15 protein-coding genes are annotated in these 16458 nt (G+C 43.5%); 10 read left to right on the plus strand and 5 right to left on the minus strand.

All coding sequences use genetic code 11. The features are described from left to right. The first annotated feature begins 121 nt into the window (after window positions 1-121). The 3 genes from J5X92_RS19985 to J5X92_RS19995 all read left to right on the plus strand — a co-directional run bounded on the left by J5X92_RS19985 (window position 122) and on the right by J5X92_RS19995 (window position 5397). Window positions 122-1003 carry an ABC transporter ATP-binding protein gene (locus J5X92_RS19985; RefSeq protein ID WP_208806375.1) on the plus strand — a complete coding sequence of 294 codons (882 nt, stop codon included), beginning with the start codon at window positions 122-124 and terminating at the stop codon, window positions 1001-1003. Between the two features lie 12 nt (window positions 1004-1015). Further along, window positions 1016-4573 carry a M1 family aminopeptidase gene (locus tag J5X92_RS19990; RefSeq protein WP_208806376.1) on the plus strand — a complete coding sequence of 1186 codons (3558 nt, stop codon included), beginning with the start codon at window positions 1016-1018 and terminating at the stop codon, window positions 4571-4573. Between the two features lie 377 nt (window positions 4574-4950). Then, window positions 4951-5397, plus strand: a complete 447-nt coding sequence (locus J5X92_RS19995; protein ID WP_208806377.1) for a DUF3010 family protein — start codon at window positions 4951-4953, stop codon at window positions 5395-5397. A gap of 74 nt (window positions 5398-5471) precedes the next feature. On the opposite strand, the gene J5X92_RS20000 is transcribed toward J5X92_RS19995, so the two are convergent. Together J5X92_RS20000 and J5X92_RS20005 are read right to left on the minus strand one after the other, a co-directional pair. Then, on the minus strand, window positions 5472-6101 hold the full coding sequence (locus tag J5X92_RS20000; protein WP_208806378.1) for a DNA-3-methyladenine glycosylase: 630 nt from the start codon (window positions 6099-6101) through the stop codon (window positions 5472-5474). A gap of 35 nt (window positions 6102-6136) precedes the next feature. Further along, window positions 6137-6355, minus strand: a complete 219-nt coding sequence (locus J5X92_RS20005; RefSeq protein ID WP_129739815.1) for a DUF2945 domain-containing protein — start codon at window positions 6353-6355, stop codon at window positions 6137-6139. A 457-nt stretch (window positions 6356-6812) separates the two neighbouring features. Here J5X92_RS20005 and J5X92_RS20010 point away from each other — a divergent pair, with 457 nt between their 5' ends. Then, window positions 6813-7145, plus strand: a complete 333-nt coding sequence (locus tag J5X92_RS20010; RefSeq protein WP_013783016.1) for a hypothetical protein — start codon at window positions 6813-6815, stop codon at window positions 7143-7145. Between the two features lie 10 nt (window positions 7146-7155). Here J5X92_RS20010 and J5X92_RS20015 read toward each other — a convergent pair whose 3' ends face one another. After that, on the minus strand, window positions 7156-8400 hold the full coding sequence (locus J5X92_RS20015; protein WP_208806379.1) for a DEAD/DEAH box helicase: 1245 nt from the start codon (window positions 8398-8400) through the stop codon (window positions 7156-7158). 192 nt (window positions 8401-8592) lie between these two features. Between J5X92_RS20015 and J5X92_RS20020 the strand changes: the two genes are divergently transcribed. The 4 genes from J5X92_RS20020 (at window position 8593) to J5X92_RS20035 (ending at window position 12160) form a co-directional block, all read left to right on the plus strand. Then, complete coding sequence (locus tag J5X92_RS20020) at window positions 8593-8901, plus strand: DUF1272 domain-containing protein (protein WP_208806380.1); 309 nt, start codon at window positions 8593-8595, stop codon at window positions 8899-8901. Between the two features lie 29 nt (window positions 8902-8930). Continuing rightward, entirely contained in the window at window positions 8931-9824 is an 894-nt protein-coding gene (locus tag J5X92_RS20025; protein WP_208806381.1) for an EamA family transporter, read from the plus strand. 14 nt (window positions 9825-9838) lie between these two features. Continuing rightward, the gene (locus J5X92_RS20030) at window positions 9839-10828 is read left to right on the plus strand and encodes a helix-turn-helix domain-containing protein (RefSeq protein WP_208806382.1); all 990 of its coding nucleotides are present in this window, start codon (window positions 9839-9841) and stop codon (window positions 10826-10828) included. Between the two features lie 159 nt (window positions 10829-10987). Next, window positions 10988-12160 carry a PQQ-dependent sugar dehydrogenase gene (locus tag J5X92_RS20035; RefSeq protein WP_126873733.1) on the plus strand — a complete coding sequence of 391 codons (1173 nt, stop codon included), beginning with the start codon at window positions 10988-10990 and terminating at the stop codon, window positions 12158-12160. Window positions 12161-12435: 275 nt separating this feature from the next. Here the strand turns inward: J5X92_RS20035 and J5X92_RS20040 are convergent, their stop codons facing one another. Further along, window positions 12436-13290: a PA4780 family RIO1-like protein kinase gene (locus J5X92_RS20040; protein WP_126873732.1), complete on the minus strand. Its 855-nt coding sequence runs from the start codon at window positions 13288-13290 to the stop codon at window positions 12436-12438. Window positions 13291-13553: 263 nt separating this feature from the next. On the opposite strand from J5X92_RS20040, the gene J5X92_RS20045 reads away from it, so the two are divergent. Both J5X92_RS20045 and J5X92_RS20050 read left to right on the plus strand, forming a co-directional pair. Next, window positions 13554-14675, plus strand: coding sequence for a zinc-binding dehydrogenase (locus tag J5X92_RS20045; RefSeq protein ID WP_126873731.1), 1122 nt, complete (start codon window positions 13554-13556; stop codon window positions 14673-14675). Window positions 14676-15227: 552 nt separating this feature from the next. After that, window positions 15228-15569 (plus strand): PBPRA1643 family SWIM/SEC-C metal-binding motif protein, encoded by a 342-nt coding sequence (locus J5X92_RS20050; RefSeq protein WP_126873730.1) that lies wholly within the window; start codon window positions 15228-15230, stop codon window positions 15567-15569. 116 nt (window positions 15570-15685) lie between these two features. On the opposite strand, the gene J5X92_RS20055 is transcribed toward J5X92_RS20050, so the two are convergent. After that, entirely contained in the window at window positions 15686-16360 is a 675-nt protein-coding gene (locus tag J5X92_RS20055; protein WP_126873729.1) for a nitroreductase family protein, read from the minus strand. Window positions 16361-16458 lie beyond the last annotated feature (98 nt).

The raw sequence follows: 16458 nt of genomic DNA on the forward strand, positions 1-16458 counted from the left end.
ACTCTGACCCCATTTTTATGGTATTGAACAAATTTCGCACTTTGTTACAAGTTTTCAGTTAACAGACAAGTCATTACGGCGTAGTCTGAAATTTGAACAATATAAAACCAAAGGAATGTTCATGCTCAGTATTACCGGCCTTACCAAAACGTATCCAAATGGGGTTAAAGCCCTGAACGGTATAGACTTGTCAATCCCCAAGGGAATGTTTGGGTTACTAGGGCCGAATGGTGCTGGGAAATCCTCATTAATGAGGACTATTGCTACTCTTCAAACTCCTGATAGTGGTTCAATTCAGTTCGATGATATCGATGTATTGGCCGATCCTAATGCGCTGCGCCAGCGTCTTGGGTATCTGCCACAGAATTTCGGCGTTTACCCACGCATCAGTGCTGAAAAACTGCTAGACCATCTTGCGGTATTAAAAGGGATAAACAGTAAGTCAGACCGCAAAGAAGCGGTAGAAAGCTTGTTGGTTCATACTAATTTATGGCAACACAGAGATAAAGCTGTGAGCGGCTATTCCGGTGGTATGCGTCAGCGTTTTGGTATTGCTCAGGCGCTACTTGGCGACCCCGACCTTATTATCGTTGATGAGCCTACGGCGGGACTTGATCCTGAAGAACGCAACCGCTTCCATAATTTGCTGGTAAGCCTAGGTGAAGAGAAAGTCATCATATTATCTACACATATCGTTGATGATGTGTCTGAACTTTGCCCAAAAATGGCGGTGCTGGGGCAGGGGCAAATATTAATGGAAGGCAACCCAATGAGCCTGACACACGAACTGGCAGGGCGTATCTGGCGCAAACAGGTTAGCCAAGAAGAATACCGCGAACTTGAACAGCACCTTAATATTATATCGGCTCGTCTAATTGCCGGAAAGCATGTCATTCATGTTTTAGCAGACACACCGCCAGAGGGATTCGAACAGGCGCCGGCTAACCTTGAAGACGTTTATTTCTCTACGCTGCATAACAGCCGCGCTGCGACAGCTGCGTAAGGGAGAACAACGATGTTTTTGAACAGCCTTACTTTTGAATGGCGATATTATCTTCGCCAACCCTCATTTTACGTCACCATGCTGGCGTTTTTCCTATTGCCCTTTATGGCGACAACCACCGACAATGTGCGCATTGGTGGCGGTGGTAACGTACTCTATAACGGCTCGTTTGCTATCACTCAAACCACGCTAATCATGAGTATTTTTGCCTTATTCCTGCTGGTTAATTTTGTTTCCGGAACGGCTACACGCAATCATTCCAGCAATATGGGCGAACTAGTCTATACGCGACCCATTACACCGTTACCGTATCATTTAGGGCGTTTTTTTGGCGCCTATCTGGTGAGCCTTTGCGTATTTGCTATGGTCCCCATCGCTATTTTATTAGGCTCTTTGATGCCTTGGGTAGATCAGGAACGGATAGGGCCCACAAACCTAAGCTTCTATTTGACCACCTTTTTTTACTTCTCAGTGCCCAGCATGCTTGCATTGGGAATGATATTTTACGCTATTGCCCAACGCCTTCGCTCAATGATGGCGGCGTATCTGGTAGCCATGGGTATCTTTATTTTTTACCTTATAAGTGGAGTGGTAACATCGGAGCCGGAATACCGCACTATCGGCGCATTGCTAGACCCATTTGGTCTGCGTACCTATAGAGAGGTAACCCGTTATTGGACTGTATTTGATAAGAATACCGCCGTTGTGTCGTTAGAAGGTGTGTTGTTACAAAACCGTTTGATTTGGCTTGGTATAGGCGCGGTTATTTTGGCAACCGTCGGCAGTATTTATCAAATGCGCTGGCAGCAGAAAGCCCGAAAAGAGAAGCCTACAAAAGCCTCAAAAATTCCACCACCACAAAGCCTAAACCTAACCATAAAATCTCAGCATGGCGAACAGCTTAGTAAGTTGCTAACTCGTATCGGCTTTGAAATGCGGCAAGTGATTTTTAGCCCTGCGCTTCTTGTGCTAATGATATTCACGGTGTTCAACCTTACTGCGTTGTACTTCGTGCCTATCGACGGCATTTACGGCACTTCAAATTGGCCGTTGACTTACAAGATGGTCGAGTTCATTCGCGAAAGTTACGGGCTGATGATGCTTATCGTTGTTACCTACTACAGTGGAGAGATTGTCTGGCGCGAGCGTGGGTCGGGGATGGGCGATATTATCGACTCTACGCCCGCGTTTAACCTTGTGTTCTGGGTATCAAAGCTGCTTGCGATGTGGGCAGTAACCGCTTTGTTATTCGCTATTGGTATCATTTTTACCGTTGTTTACCAAGCTACGCAGGGCTACTTTGATTTTGATTTCGGCACCTATTTTATTGGGATCTACTTTGTATCCTGGGTACCGTGGGCGCTACTCGCCGTGCTTGCATTCTTTATTCAGGTGTTAAGCCCGAATAAATTCGTGGGTATGCTGCTGTTTGTGGCGTACTTTATTGTTAGCTTAGTGTTTGCTGAGCTAGGGCTTGAGCATAATATGTGGAGCTTTAGTGATGCCCCACAAGTGCTGTACTCAGACTTAAACGGCTGGGGCTGGTTCTTAGCGCCATTCGCTTGGTATATGCTTTACTGGAGCGCACTATCGCTGGCTCTTTTCACTGTAGGCTATGCCATGTGGCAGCGCGGGCCCGAAGTTTCGCTAAAACACCGTTTCAAGCTACTGGGTTATCAGTTAGGTACTTCCGGAAAAACGGTGCTAGCGGCAAGCCTCATCGTATTCGTACTTACAGGTGGGTACATTCATTACAACACCAAGGTAGTGAATACATACCTTACACAAGATGAAGGTTTTGAGTTACAGGCTGAATACGAACGTCAATTTTCTCAGTACGAGGACGATTTTATTCCGGTGGTAACCCGTGTTAATGCGAATGTTGATATTTATCCAGAAGCCCGCCGTGTCGAAGTATCTGCAGACATTACAGTAAGCAATCCATTTAATGAGCCTATTTCGCGCACCCTAATTTCTGTGCCTCAATTCACCACTGAATGGGATATCGTTATTCCCGGCGCGCAAGTTAGCGAACGTTTCGACTCACTCTCTGCAGCATGGATGACGTTTGAAGAGCCTTTGATGCCAGGCGAAACCCGAACCGGAACCGTGTCAGTATTGCGTGAGAATAAGGGCTTTAAAGACGGTAACTTCGATCTTCAAGTGGCTGAGAATGGGACTTTTATAGACAGTTACTCGCTGTTTCCTTCTTTCGGATTCAATCCACAATACCTGATTGCAGATAGGCACGAGCGACGCAAGCGCGATCTGCCAGAACGCCCTCGTGCATATCAACTGGAAGATTCCTCACGCTACGCTGAAAGTGGCTTTGGTAAAGGCGTAACCTTTATCGACTTTGAAACTACCGTGTCTACTAGCAGCGATCAGATTGCTATCGCACCTGGTTACTTGCAACAAGAGTGGCAGGAGAACGGGCGTCGCTATTTTCATTATAAAATGGATGCCCCTATCGTGAATTTCTTCTCATACCTCTCGGCACGCCATGACGTTAAAAAGGACGCTCACAACGGTGTAAATATCGAGGTGTATTATCACCCAGAACATAACTGGAACGTGGATGTGATGGTGCAAAGTGTGAAGGATTCTCTGGACTATTTCACCAACGCCTTTGGCCCTTATCAACACCGACAGATGCGCATTATAGAGTTTCCAGGTTACCGCTCGTTTGCACAGAGCTTTGCTAATACCGTGCCGTACTCGGAGGAAATCGGGTTTATCGCGGATTTGCGCGACCCGGAAAATATAGACTACGTGTACTATGTTACGGCACATGAGGTTGCACACCAGTGGTGGGGACATCAGGTAGGGGCGGCGAATGTACAGGGGCAGGCTATTATCGTTGAAAGTTTGTCTCAGTACAGTGCCATTATGGTGCTGCGTGAACGCTTTGGCGAAGATAAGATGCGCCGCTTCCTTAAATACGAACTGGATCGTTACTTACGTGATCGCGGCAGCGAGCTTATTGAGGAAATGCCGTTCATGCGTAGTGAGAACCAGCAGTATATTCACTACCGCAAAGGCTCTGTAGTCATGATGGCAATCCTCGACCGTTTAGGGGAAGAACGTGTTAATACCGCGCTTAAAAACTTCTTAGAAGAGTATAAGTTCAGTGATAACCCGTATCCAACGACGCTAGATCTTCAAGCTGCGCTAAACGCTCAGGCATCAAAAGAAGAGCAGCAGTTTATTGCCGATTTGTTTGAGCGCATCACGCTATATGACTTAAAAATGTTGTCAGCAGACGCAGAACAAACCAGTGAGGGTAAGTTCGAAGTGACCATGACTGTCGCGGCTGCGAAATTTGAGGCTGATGGCGCGGGACGTGAGACCGAAGGTGCAGTGAATGAGTACGTCGATATTGCGCTGTTTAGCGGCGATCCCGAGGACGTGTCTGGAGACACCAAAGTGCTTTACAACCAGAAGCACAAGCTCGTAAGCGGAGAAAATACTTTTACCGTTACTGTGGAAGAAAAGCCTGCCTATGTTGGGGTAGATCCCTTCGTGAAAATGATAGACAGGGACAGCGGCGATAACGTAATCCAGCTTTAAGTAATAAATGTGGAATAAAAGGGGCAGAGTACATTACTAATAAAAAAGTACTCTGCCCCTATTTTTTCGACCTTCAGTGCAATTCCTGTTAAGTATTCAATTTATTATTTGAATTTTAGTTAATACTAGCTCTTTTTTAAAACACTATTAAATAATATTAATAAGTTAAGGCGGTAGATACTACAGTCTTAAAGACAGCTTAATAAACTTTCAAACCCATTTATGATTTCAAATTTAGCGAGTAAGTGATTCGATAGGACGCCATCTGCTTCCATTTTCATAGCAAAAATTATGATGTTGGCAAAGAAAGCTGAGTGTTGATAAATATCATTAGCAAAACACGCTATAATGGCTGATAAATGTAAATAGGAATGAATATGAAAGTCTGTGGTGTAGATTTAAAAGGTAACGAAGCAAATGTGTGTCTATTGTCGCTAATAGATGGCTTGTTTCATGTTCCCGACTGCCGAACACGCCGGTTAACGTTGGCCGATAGCAGTGCTAAAGGGCTCAAAAGCTTTCAAAGTACTTTCGCTAAACTTGTGGCCGATTACAAAATTGATGCTGTGATAATTCGCCAACGTCAAAGCAAAGGTAAATTTGCTGGCAGCGCTATTGGCTTCAAATTAGAAGCGGCTATTGAATTAATTGAAGGGTTGGATGTAATTGTATATAGCCCAACTGATATTAAAGAATCTTTACGCAGAAACCCAATTGCAGTGCCTTTTGCCGAAACGGGTTTAAAGCAGTTTCAAGAGCCAGCTTTTACTTCCGCTTATGCATGGTTAATGCAGAACCATTACGCTTCGCAAACAGACGAGTAAATTATGGGGGCAGGGTACTTAATCTTTAAATACTCTGCCCAATATAACCGTCACGCGGTGGTGAAAGAAGCGAGCTAATCCGCCTGCAATAGCGCCTTTCTTTTCAGTGTAAATCGCCAGGGTAATGCGGCGTCATCTTCGGCGTAATCTATACCAATGCGTGGTGAGCACGTTATATTATCCTTGGGTACTGTTTTTCCTTTTCCTTTTCCTTTTCCTTTTCCTTTTCCTTCACCTTCACCTTGAACCCAAACCAGGTTTCGATTGGTTACTGATGCTCCATTAAGGGAAGGCGTTAAACCAAGAGCTTGAGTGAGTTTAGCAGGGCCCGAACACAGGTTTTTGTTAGCACACTGCATGTTCCTTCTTTTTGCCATAGCTTCAACTCCCTCAGTTGGCTCAATTGCACGAATAAGCACCGAGTCTGCAAACGCTTCACTGTTCGTGACAATATTGAACATACTATGGTGGCCATAAACCTTGTATATGTAAGCAATTCCGCCATTGCGTTTTAGTGTTTTTATAGAAGAAGGGCGTCTGAGCAAATGCTTTTGCATTGCCAAATCGTTGCTATGGGAATAAGCCTCAGTCTCTAAAATTATGCCACCCGTTCGTATACCATCAATTTCACTGTATAGATATTTGCCTAGCAAATTCTTCGCTATGTTAACTACATCGCTATGAGAGAAAAAAGAAGGGGTCATTGTCATTATACGAAGTACAATAATCTATAAATAAGTTAAGACGATTTTTTAAGTTCGCTGTGCGACTTCAGTACCTCACTGCCATCGTCTTGTTCGATAAGATAAGCAGGGTCTTTTTCGCTGGCCTCACGTTTTACCGATGAGCCTTTAATTGTGCGCTCAACGTCACTTGTATATTTCTTTCGAATATTACCCGTGGCGCTACCTTTTCCCCATTCCCACTCTACTTCTGTGTTAATAGCATAATTTTTCATTTTAAATCCCTATGTAAATGTTTAAGAAGGCTAGCTAGCAAGGTTGCATTCGCTAAAACAAAATCACCGTACTCAATTGTTTTGTGCAAACTTTAAACGGGCATAGTGTGTGTAAAGTTCACTAACAGAAATGAAGCACGCTAGGCTGCTGGAGTTAAAAATTTAGGCGCGGTGTGGCAGCTATGGTGTGGTAATTAATTTATAGGGGGTACAACGGCGAAGCAGATATCGGGCAAATTAACGCCCCAGCACCAATCGTCGAAACATTTGGCGAATCTGAAGCGGATGTTACTATGAAAGACTGGCACACTATCGCAGTACTCAGCCAAAAAGGGTGATGTACTGCTTTGCTTTAAAGCGAATTTAATACTTACAAAATTAATATTGGCTCTATTCCATACTGGAAAAATAAACAAAATTTGCCGATAATCAAATCTTTAAACTATTGAAAGATAAAATGGAAACTCGACTCCCTCTGTACAAAAAGTTGTTGGTGATGTGTCGTATTGAACCTGGCTGCCTTGGGCCGCAGGGAGCAGACTATGTCGAGGAATTTTGTGTTTTTGCTAAACAAAAACTGAAAGACAACCGCGGCCACTGTTTGCGTTGGGTTGTTAAACCTCGATATGACAAATCACTTCCTGAGCTAGAGTTTCAGATGAAGAATATTACGGTATCGCGTGAAAATGCTGACAAGTATATGAACAGCTTCGATATTGATATTGATGTTTTCGAAGAAGAGTTGGAAGAAACCCTTGCCGATTTAGTTGATGTGTTTTTTGAGCGTTGAAAGCGCTGAACTAACGGCGCTTTCTACGCCCCTTCGATCTACCTTTACCTTTCGGCTTGTCGTCAGCCTCAAAATTCCCGTATAAGTCTTCTTCAATCTTAGCTGCGGGTGGCTTCGGTTTTGGCTTCGGCGCAAATTCGGCAATGAAGGTCTTTTTAAATTGCCTGCCAAGAAGACGTTCGATGGTTTTTAGCTGCTTTGCTTCATCGTCGCTGAATAGCGAAATAGCCAAGCCCTCTGACGACGCTCTGCCTGTACGGCCAATTCTATGAATATAGTCCTCAGCTACATAGGGCAGGTCGACATTAATCACGCATGGCAATTGCTGAATATCAATGCCTCTAGCGGCTAGGTCTGTTCCAATCAGTACTTTAATGCTGCCATCTCTAAAGCCATTTAACGCTAATGTGCGTGCTTGCTGCGTTCTATTGGCATGAATAGACTCTGCAACAATACCTTTCGCTTCAAGTTCATTCCTTAATTCATCTGCGCCGCGTTTGGTACGCGTAAATACCAATATTTGAGACCAGTCATTATTTTCAATAAGGTGAATAAGAAGCTCGTTTTTTCGCTCTTTGTCTACCGGATGCAATATTTGCGTGATCTTTTCAATGTGATCATTAGCCCTAGCTAACTCGATAGTTTTAGGGGTGTTCAGCATCGTGGTTGCTAATGTTTTAATTTCTTTCGAAAACGTGGCTGAAAAGAGTAGTGTTTGACGTTTATCTGGCAGAAGCCTTTGTATGTGATGAATATGCTCAATAAAACCTAAGTCCAACATACGATCGGCTTCGTCTAGCACCAGTATTTCAATAGAGTCGAAATTAATCGCGCCTTGTTCGTATAAATCTAACAAGCGCCCTGGTGTTGCGATGAGAATGTCTACACCTTGGGCTAACGCATATTTTTGAGGTTCAATCCGTACGCCACCAAACACGGCGGTTGAGCGGACTTTTAGATTCTGGCTATATTGTTCCACGTTCTGGGCAACCTGTGCGGCAAGCTCTCTTGTAGGAGCTATGATTAGCGCGCGTACACAGTTAGGCTCAGAGTGAGGCTTGTCTGCCAATAGCTGCAAAATAGGCAGTGAAAAACTCGCTGTTTTCCCCGTTCCTGTTTGTGCAATCGCAATAAGGTCTTGCTTACTTAATATTGCAGGAATGGCTTCCTGCTGAATTGGAGATGGGGTGGTATAGCCCTTTTCAGCAACCGTATTTAAAAGTTCAGTACACAGGCCTAGCGCGCTAAATGACATAAAAAGGGAACCCACAACGCATTAAATTTGGCGTCATGATATTTGAAAATAAGAGTAGAGTACACTGCCTACCTTAAAACACACTATTTCTTACTTATGTCCTTTTTGACCCGCTAAGATTAAGTTTTTGCCCTACCATCCATGTACAAACAGGCATAGTATCGTTATCAACAATCATCAAGGCATACCTCTATGTTGATACTTAAACCTAATTGCGAATGCTGTAATACATCTTTACCTGCTAACTCATCAAAGGCCTATATTTGCACTTATGAGTGTACGTTCTGTGAAGATTGTTTAAAGGGAATATTACACGGCGTTTGCCCTAACTGCGGGGGTGACTTGCAACGAAGGCCTATACGCCCTGTAAAAGCATACCGTCCGGGTTTGGGTTTACAGCACCATAGTGCAAGTAATGAGAAAGTCGTTGGACAACTCAGTGAGCAAGAAATTACTACATTTGTAGACACTATAAAGCATATTCCGGCGCATGAGCGCTAATCAATAAACGGCAACGAAAAGGGAAGGGTATGTTAGGTAAAGATTTATTGATCGCAATATTTATTGTGGTGATATGGGGCGTGAATTTCGTTGCAATTGCTTGGGGGTTAGAAGGTATGCCTCCTTTATTAATGGGCGGTTTACGCTTCCTGTTAGTGGCTTCGGTGGGGGCTTTATTTTTTAAACGACCTAACACCCCATTTATATGGTGGGTAGCCTATGCAGTGCCTATTAGCTTCCTGCAATTTGCATTTTTATTTTCAGCTATGGCCTATGGAATGCCCGCAGGGTTAGCGTCGCTTGCGTTGCAAGCACAGGCGTTGTTTACCATGATTTTTGCTATGTTTTTTCTAAAAGAATCAATAAAGAATTATCAAGTGTGGGCCTTTTTTATTGCCGCGTTTGGCTTAACTTTTATTGCACTAAGTAAAGACGACCATAGCATCACAGCCCTAGGGTTCGGTTTAACCATGGCTGGCGCGGCAAGCTGGGCTTTAGGTAATATTAGTGCTAGAAGCATTAGCAATCGAGGCTTTAATTCGAACGTTAACTTAGTGGTTTGGAGCGCATGGGTACCGCCTATTCCGTTTTTCATCGGCAGTTATTTTATTGAAGGGCCCGAGCAAATTATCACAAGTTTAAGTGGGTTTAGTTGGGTGTCGTTTGGCGCGTTACTGTATCTGGCGGTTGGGGCCACTATTACGGGATATGGGCTTTGGAGCTATTTATTAGCTCGCTACCCAGCTGGCCAAATTGCGCCGTTGTCATTAGGCGTTCCCGTTGTAGGGTTAAGCTCTGCTGCACTCATGCTGGGTGAAAGTATTACGCCTATGCAGTGGCTGGGTATTATCTTGGTTTTGTTTGGCCTGCTACTTAATACCTTTGGTGGTCGCTTTCGCCGTAAAGTGGCAGTAAGTGTGTGATAGGTGATTTTACGATGGCTGAATCTGCTGGCACTTTTGATACTGACATGAATACAAATGCCGACACTGAAACAATACCTATCTACATCGTATTGCTTCCAGAGCTTTTAATGTTAGATGTGGTAGGTCCTGCAGAGGTTTTTGCTTATGCAAATCGCTACGGTAAACCCCATTTTAAACTGCATTTTGTTGGGCCGCAGACTTCGCTTAAAAACTCACTTGGTATGAAGTTGTCGGTAGACCCTTTGCCAAATACCGTTGAACCAAATGCTTGGCTATTAGTAACCGGCATGGTGGGTAATGAAATTAAACTTGATACGCCTGTGATGCAAAAAGTATGTGGATGGTTAGCACAACATCAATTTGCCAAAGTGATCAGTGTTTGTGCAGGAGCATTGGTGTTGGCGAAAGCGGGGTTGCTGAATAATAAAAAATGCACCACACACTTTATGCACTGCAATGAGTTATCTGCTTTACTTACCGCTAAGCAAGTACTTGAAAACCGATTATTTGTACAAGATGGCAATGTGTATACCAGCGCTGGTGTATCCGCTGGAATTGATTTAGCGCTTCATTTGGTACAGCAGCAAGTTGGCCCCCAAATATCGGCAAAGATAGCCAGGCAAATGGTATTGTTTATTCGCCGAGGTATGCAAGATCCTAGTTTGTCACCGTATCTGGAGCACAGAAACCATTTACAGCAAAGAATTCATACAATTCAAGACAAGATTCAGCAAGACCCTGCTAAAAGTTGGAGTGTAGACGAACTGGCTGACTTAGGGCATTGCAGTAAACGCCACTTTGCGCGAATATTTAAAGACAGCACCGGTATTACTAGTAAAGAATATATTTACAAATTACGACTAAGTTTAGCCCAGCAACTCTTGCAACACTCGCCGTTGCAGGTAGAAGAAATCGCCCAGCGGTGTGGGTTTGAAGATCCAAGGCAATTTAGGCGTCTTTGGGCTAGATACCACAACAACCCGCCATCATCCTATCGATAGGATGATGGCGGGCTGCGAAACAAAGCAAAATTAGCCGATGTTAGCGCAAGTGAGCCGTACCCAATAAACACGCGTAAACATCGTTATTAATCATCATTTGCGTGCCACACTGCGGTGTGACAAGTATTACGCGAACCTTTTACAAGGTTAACAACGACTATGCGAAAACCTATCACGGGAAAAAAAGTAGCTTTTCTTTTTACTATGCTAGCAACCTCCTTCGTTGCGTCGGCTCAGTCTGACTTTCCAACTCAGGTTGAGTTGAAAGGCAGTAAGGGCACTATGCTTGTCGGAAAAGCTATAACATCATTCGAAAACCCTTGGGCAATGGTATTTTTACCTGATGGGCATAGTTTAGTAACAGAAAAGGCTGGCACACTGTGGTTGCTTGATAAGAACCAACAGAAACGCTTTGCAGTAACCGGCACTCCCAACGTTAAAGCGCGAGGGCAAGGTGGTTTAGGTGATGTAATTGTTCACCCTGATTTTAAAACGAATAGCACCATCTATATTTCCTACATAGTGCGCGATCCCAAAGATGATGCCTACAGTGGGGCAGTGATTGAGCGCGCAACACTAAATATTTCTGATAGCGGTGCAAATTTGTCTGACAGAGAAGTTATTTGGCATCAATCACCGAAAGTAACCGGAAATGGGCACTATTCACATCGTATGGCGTTTTCGCCGGACGGCTACTTGTTTATTACGTCAGGAGACAGGCAGAAATTTACGCCAGCGCAAAACATGGCGATGAACTTGGGAAAAATTTTGCGCTTAAATGCAGATGGAAGCGTGCCACAGGATAATCCATTTTATGGCAACGGTAGCGTGACAGAACAAATATGGACGCTCGGGCACCGTAACCCATTGGGTATTGATTTCGACGAACAGGGCAATTTATGGTCCCATGAAATGGGCCCCCGTCATGGTGATGAGCTCAATGTTATTGAAAAAGCGCGTAACTATGGCTACCCCGTCGTTTCGCAGGGCGACCATTATTCCGGTGTAAAAATACCGAACCACGAAGATTACCCTATTTATAAAGCGCCAGAAAATGCGTGGGTACCTGCCATAAGCCCGGCGGGTTTTATTATCTATAAGGGTGACATGTACAAAGACTGGAAAGGGAATGGCTTCATAGGCGGTTTGTCTTCAGAAGCGTTAGTGCGGGTTACTTTCAGTCAAGATGGTCAAAAGTGGAATGTGGAAGAGGCGGAACGTTACGAATGGGGTAAACGGGTTCGTGAGGTGGAACAAGATAACAAGGGCAACATATATGTACTTGAAGACAAAGAAGGCGGCCGTTTAATAAAACTTCAGCCCGATACCTAGCAAGTAAAACTAATTAGGTTAAATTGAAAGAGCACAAAAAAGCCCGAGTAAATCGGGCTTTGATTACCTACCAGTCCGTTAAAATGCGTAACGGGCATTCAGGCCTATAAAATCACATTGCTTTGCGAATGCCACGTAAATTTAGCACCTACTAAATTTTGCGACTAGCATTTAATTTTAATTCAATTATTTCAATTTCGTGCAGTTAAAATAAGTGTCAAGTAACGGCGGGTAACGCGATAACTATAAGTACTCTGCTCCCCCATTTTTATCTGCTAATCATCATCCGAAAAATTAATACGTGCTAACCGTTCTTGCTCTTCATCAGCGGCTGCTTGTATTTCCTCAAGAATGGCGTCTACATCAGCATCTTCACTGTCATCTTCAAACTCACCTGTAAGGACAGAATTAGGCGTTAGGTTGGCTTCTTCAAATAGCGCCCACATTTCTTTTGCGTAGTTAGTATTCAATAGCTCGGGAGCAAACTCGCCGTAATAACGGCGAATATTATTAACGTCGCGAGCAAACATGGCCTCGGCGTTGTTGTTGGCTGAGGCATTTACCGCTTGGGGTAAATCGATAATGACAGGGCCTTTGTCATCTACAAGAACGTTAAACTCAGACAAGTCGCCGTGAATAATACCCGCGCAAAGCATTAGCATAATATTGTGCATCATGAGTTTATGCTGGGCTATTGCTTCTTCTTTGCTAAAGCTAACATGACCTAACTGCGGCGCTACATCGCCGTGTTCATCAGACACCAATTCCATTAGCAGCACGCCATCTATACAGCAGTATGTATCTGGTACACGCACACCGGCTTCATTTAAACGTGATAGGGCATCTACCTCTGCAGTTTGCCAAATTTCTTCTTCAATTTGGCGTCCGTAGCTAGAACGTTTGCCCATAGCACGTGCTTGGCGACCACCTCGCACTTTGCGACCTTCTTGATACTGTGCCGCTTTTTTAAAGCTACGTTTAACCGCATCTTTATAAACCTTTGCGCAACGAACATGTTCACCACAGCGAACCACGAAAACATCGGCTTCTTTACCACTCATTAAGCGGCTTAATACTTCGTCAATTAAACCATCATCGACGAGAGGTTGTAGGCGTTTAGGTATTTTCACTCATTGCCTGCTAAATGGTGTTGTGTATTTATCATTGGTAGTAAAGGTACTCTGTAAGTGTTTATTTAATTTTCTAGCATAGTATATCAGCCTTGTGAAAATAATGGGGTCAGAGTTGCTCAAACCTAAATGTACTCTATCCTTTTTTTATTTTTATAACTCATTTGCACCTATATATATTACCAATATAAATATTACTGATGTTAACGCCATGTTAGCTTAGCTCACACGTAGATCTTGATTAACATAGCGAGACAACCAAAATGAATAAATCCAAACAGCTTTTTACGCTTATTAAATCAGAAGGCGAACTAGAGGTATCTATCAAAGAGGTAGATGTATCTGAGCCTAAGCCACACGAAGTGATAGTTCGTATGGAAGCTTCACCAATTAATCCTTCTGATATGTGGCCCATGTTCGGCCCTGCCAGCCTTGATAAAGCCACCTTTGATGCCAGTAAAAATGCGTTGGTTGCACCAGTTCATAAATCAATGTTGATGCGCATTAAGTCGCGCGTTGATCAAACTTTACCTATTGGTAACGAAGGTGCGGGAACGGTTGTTGGGGCAGGCGATAGCCCTGAAGCTCAGGCACTAATGGGTAAAACTGTTTCTATTCTAACTGGCGCAGCTTACACCGAATATGCATGTGTTCCAGCGCAAGCATGTTTGCCGCATATGGAAAGCACAACGGCGCAGCAAGCGGCGTCTTCGTTTGTAAATCCGTTGACTGCACTGGGTATGGTAGAAACCATGCGTATGGAAGGCCATAAAGCTTTAGTACATACCGCAGCTGCATCTAACTTGGGCCAAATGCTAAACAAAATCTGCTTAGAAGAAGGCGTTGATTTGGTAAACATTGTGCGTAGTCAGCAACAGGTAGATATTCTTAAAGACTTAGGCGCTAAAATTGTGCTTGATTCTACTAGCGAGAATTTCAAAGCAGAGCTTTACCACGCTATTGATAAAACAGGCGCTACGTTAGCATTTGATGCTATTGGCGGCGGCGAGTTAGTAAGCGACATTCTTACCATGATGGAAGCGTCAGGCAGTAAAGATGCCAAAGGCTTCAACACCTATGGTTCTGACAGCAACAAGCAAGTGTATATATACGGTGGCCTAGATTTCTCTCCAACTATACTAAATCGAGCTTTCGGTATGACATGGGGAATTGGCGGCTGGTTACTTATGCGCTTCCTTGGCAAACTAGATAAAAAGCGTGTAGGCGCACTTTATCAGAAAGTTGCCTCTGAAATTAACACTACTTTTGCGTCTTCTTACACCAAAGAATTAAGCCTTGAAGAAGCACTGCAGCCTGAAAATGTCGCCTTATACAATGCTAAGAAGACAGGTGAAAAGTACCTGATTGTGCCTAACAAAAAGTAAAACATTAATGGGGGCTGCATCAATTATAGCTAAAAGTAAGCGGCCCCCGTTTGTAGCTCCTCGTTTATAGCCCGCATTTTCATCTATCCCGAAAACAAAGAATGTAAATTTGGAACTATAACGCCGCTTTAGTGCGGCGTTTTTGTTCTAAATGCTACGTTAATCTTACGTAGGTTGTGTGTGTGCTTTGCACTTGTAGTAGACTAGACATAAGCAGATCATCATATAGCTCTCTATAATTCACCATGCGTGGTTAATCTGAATCTCGGATACGCAACCCCTGAAAGTCAATTTTACCCTCTGTTTTTTATCGCTCATCATGGGTTTAGAGTAACTAAACCACATCATGGACGCCCTAATTCAGGCAAAGATATTATGACTTACTCTAGTTAAATGGATTGAAAATAGATAGCTAATAGCTCTTTAATGAAATGATTGAGAAAAATGACTTCATTTTGAAATTTCTTATCCAAGGCCTCGGTTGATTAGCTAATTTTTGTGACGACTTAAAGATGTCACCCTCCTTCTACTTTTAAATGTTTGGAACACCAAATGTCAGATAAATTTTTTTTCAAAGGTCGTAAAGACGCTCGTCAAACGACCCTAACATACGGTTATGAACGAAATGCCAGCCGTATTGCAGGCAGTAAAAAATATCCGCTTAAATTAGTGGTAACCAATGAAGCTCGAAAACAAGAAGTAAAAGCATTAGTGGCGGACGCAGATTTGTATGCAGATATTACTATTGATACAAAGGAAGGAGCGGTGGAATCTATACAAGAGTTAACAGTGCTACTGAATAAAAAGGGTACTGTAACGGTAGAAAAAGTACCTGCACGTAACGATCCCTGTGTTTGCGGTAGCGGTAAAAAATACAAGAAGTGTTGTGGTTAGATTACTATAAATGTATGCAGGGTAACCTGCCCCCCGTTTCTTGGGTGAACAAAAAACGGGGCCAGAGTGAAGCCGACTTAAAGGTCTTTACCCTACAACACTTTGACAGCTTTTCATTAAAGAAAGCTGGCTACGTCGTTTAGTGACTTTTTCTGCCTAGCATGTGCTGGAATGGTTGCATTAGGTGCCGGATACCCCGCAACAATAAGCATATAAGCGCGCTCGTTATCGGGCCGCTGACATACATCGGTCAAAAAGCTCATAGGCTTGGGCGTATGGGTAAGTGTTGCTAGGCCTGCATTATGTAACGCGGTAATAAGCATGCCAACAGCAATGCCTACAGATTCATGAACATAGTAATTTTGACGTTTTTCTCCGCTTTCCACTTCATCAAATTTTTGACTAAATACTGCAATAAGCCAAGGAGCTGTTTCTAAGTAGGGCTTGCTTGAATCTGTGCCTAAAGGCTTAAGGTCGTTTAACCATTGTTGCCCAGCACGACCTTCATAAAATCCTCGCTCGTGCGCTTCCGCTTGCTCTCGCACCTTTTGCTTTACTGCGGCCGATTGAATAGCTGCAAAGTGCCAAGGTTGATGATTGGCACCACTTGGCGCGGAGCCGGCAGTTAATATACAGTTTTCTATAATCGTTTTGTCTACACATTGGTCGCTGAAATGTCGAATACTGTGCCTGCGTTGCATTAATTTTAGGAAGTCTGTGCTTCGCGATAGCATCGTGTGTTCGGGGTATTCATTAAAATCATCTAGTGGTGAATGGTCGTGAGGTTGCATTTTTTAGTCTCGTTTTTGTCACGTTTCTTCACATAGAGTAAAGCTAAATGTGGTAAGAGTACATTTGAACGAGGGTGAAATTCGTTAGCTCGTTTCTT

It is taken from the genome of Alteromonas sp. K632G (genome assembly GCF_017653625.1).
GTDB classification, from domain to species: Bacteria; Pseudomonadota; Gammaproteobacteria; order Enterobacterales; family Alteromonadaceae; genus Alteromonas; species Alteromonas naphthalenivorans.

Coding starts and splice junctions, on each gene's coding strand:
- J5X92_RS20020 (WP_208806380.1), top strand. CDS start 8,593: ATGTTGATACTTAAACCTAATTGCGAATGCTGTAATACATCTTTACCT.
- J5X92_RS20050 (WP_126873730.1), top strand. CDS start 15,228: ATGTCAGATAAATTTTTTTTCAAAGGTCGTAAAGACGCTCGTCAAACG.
- J5X92_RS20025 (WP_208806381.1), top strand. CDS start 8,931: ATGTTAGGTAAAGATTTATTGATCGCAATATTTATTGTGGTGATATGG.
- J5X92_RS20030 (WP_208806382.1), top strand. CDS start 9,839: ATGGCTGAATCTGCTGGCACTTTTGATACTGACATGAATACAAATGCC.
- J5X92_RS19990 (WP_208806376.1), top strand. CDS start 1,016: ATGTTTTTGAACAGCCTTACTTTTGAATGGCGATATTATCTTCGCCAA.
- J5X92_RS20010 (WP_013783016.1), top strand. CDS start 6,813: ATGGAAACTCGACTCCCTCTGTACAAAAAGTTGTTGGTGATGTGTCGT.
- J5X92_RS19985 (WP_208806375.1), top strand. CDS start 122: ATGCTCAGTATTACCGGCCTTACCAAAACGTATCCAAATGGGGTTAAA.
- J5X92_RS20015 (WP_208806379.1), bottom strand. CDS start 8,400: ATGTCATTTAGCGCGCTAGGCCTGTGTACTGAACTTTTAAATACGGTT.
- J5X92_RS20045 (WP_126873731.1), top strand. CDS start 13,554: ATGAATAAATCCAAACAGCTTTTTACGCTTATTAAATCAGAAGGCGAA.
- J5X92_RS20000 (WP_208806378.1), bottom strand. CDS start 6,101: ATGACCCCTTCTTTTTTCTCTCATAGCGATGTAGTTAACATAGCGAAG.
- J5X92_RS19995 (WP_208806377.1), top strand. CDS start 4,951: ATGAAAGTCTGTGGTGTAGATTTAAAAGGTAACGAAGCAAATGTGTGT.
- J5X92_RS20035 (WP_126873733.1), top strand. CDS start 10,988: ATGCGAAAACCTATCACGGGAAAAAAAGTAGCTTTTCTTTTTACTATG.
- J5X92_RS20055 (WP_126873729.1), bottom strand. CDS start 16,360: ATGCAACCTCACGACCATTCACCACTAGATGATTTTAATGAATACCCC.
- J5X92_RS20005 (WP_129739815.1), bottom strand. CDS start 6,355: ATGAAAAATTATGCTATTAACACAGAAGTAGAGTGGGAATGGGGAAAA.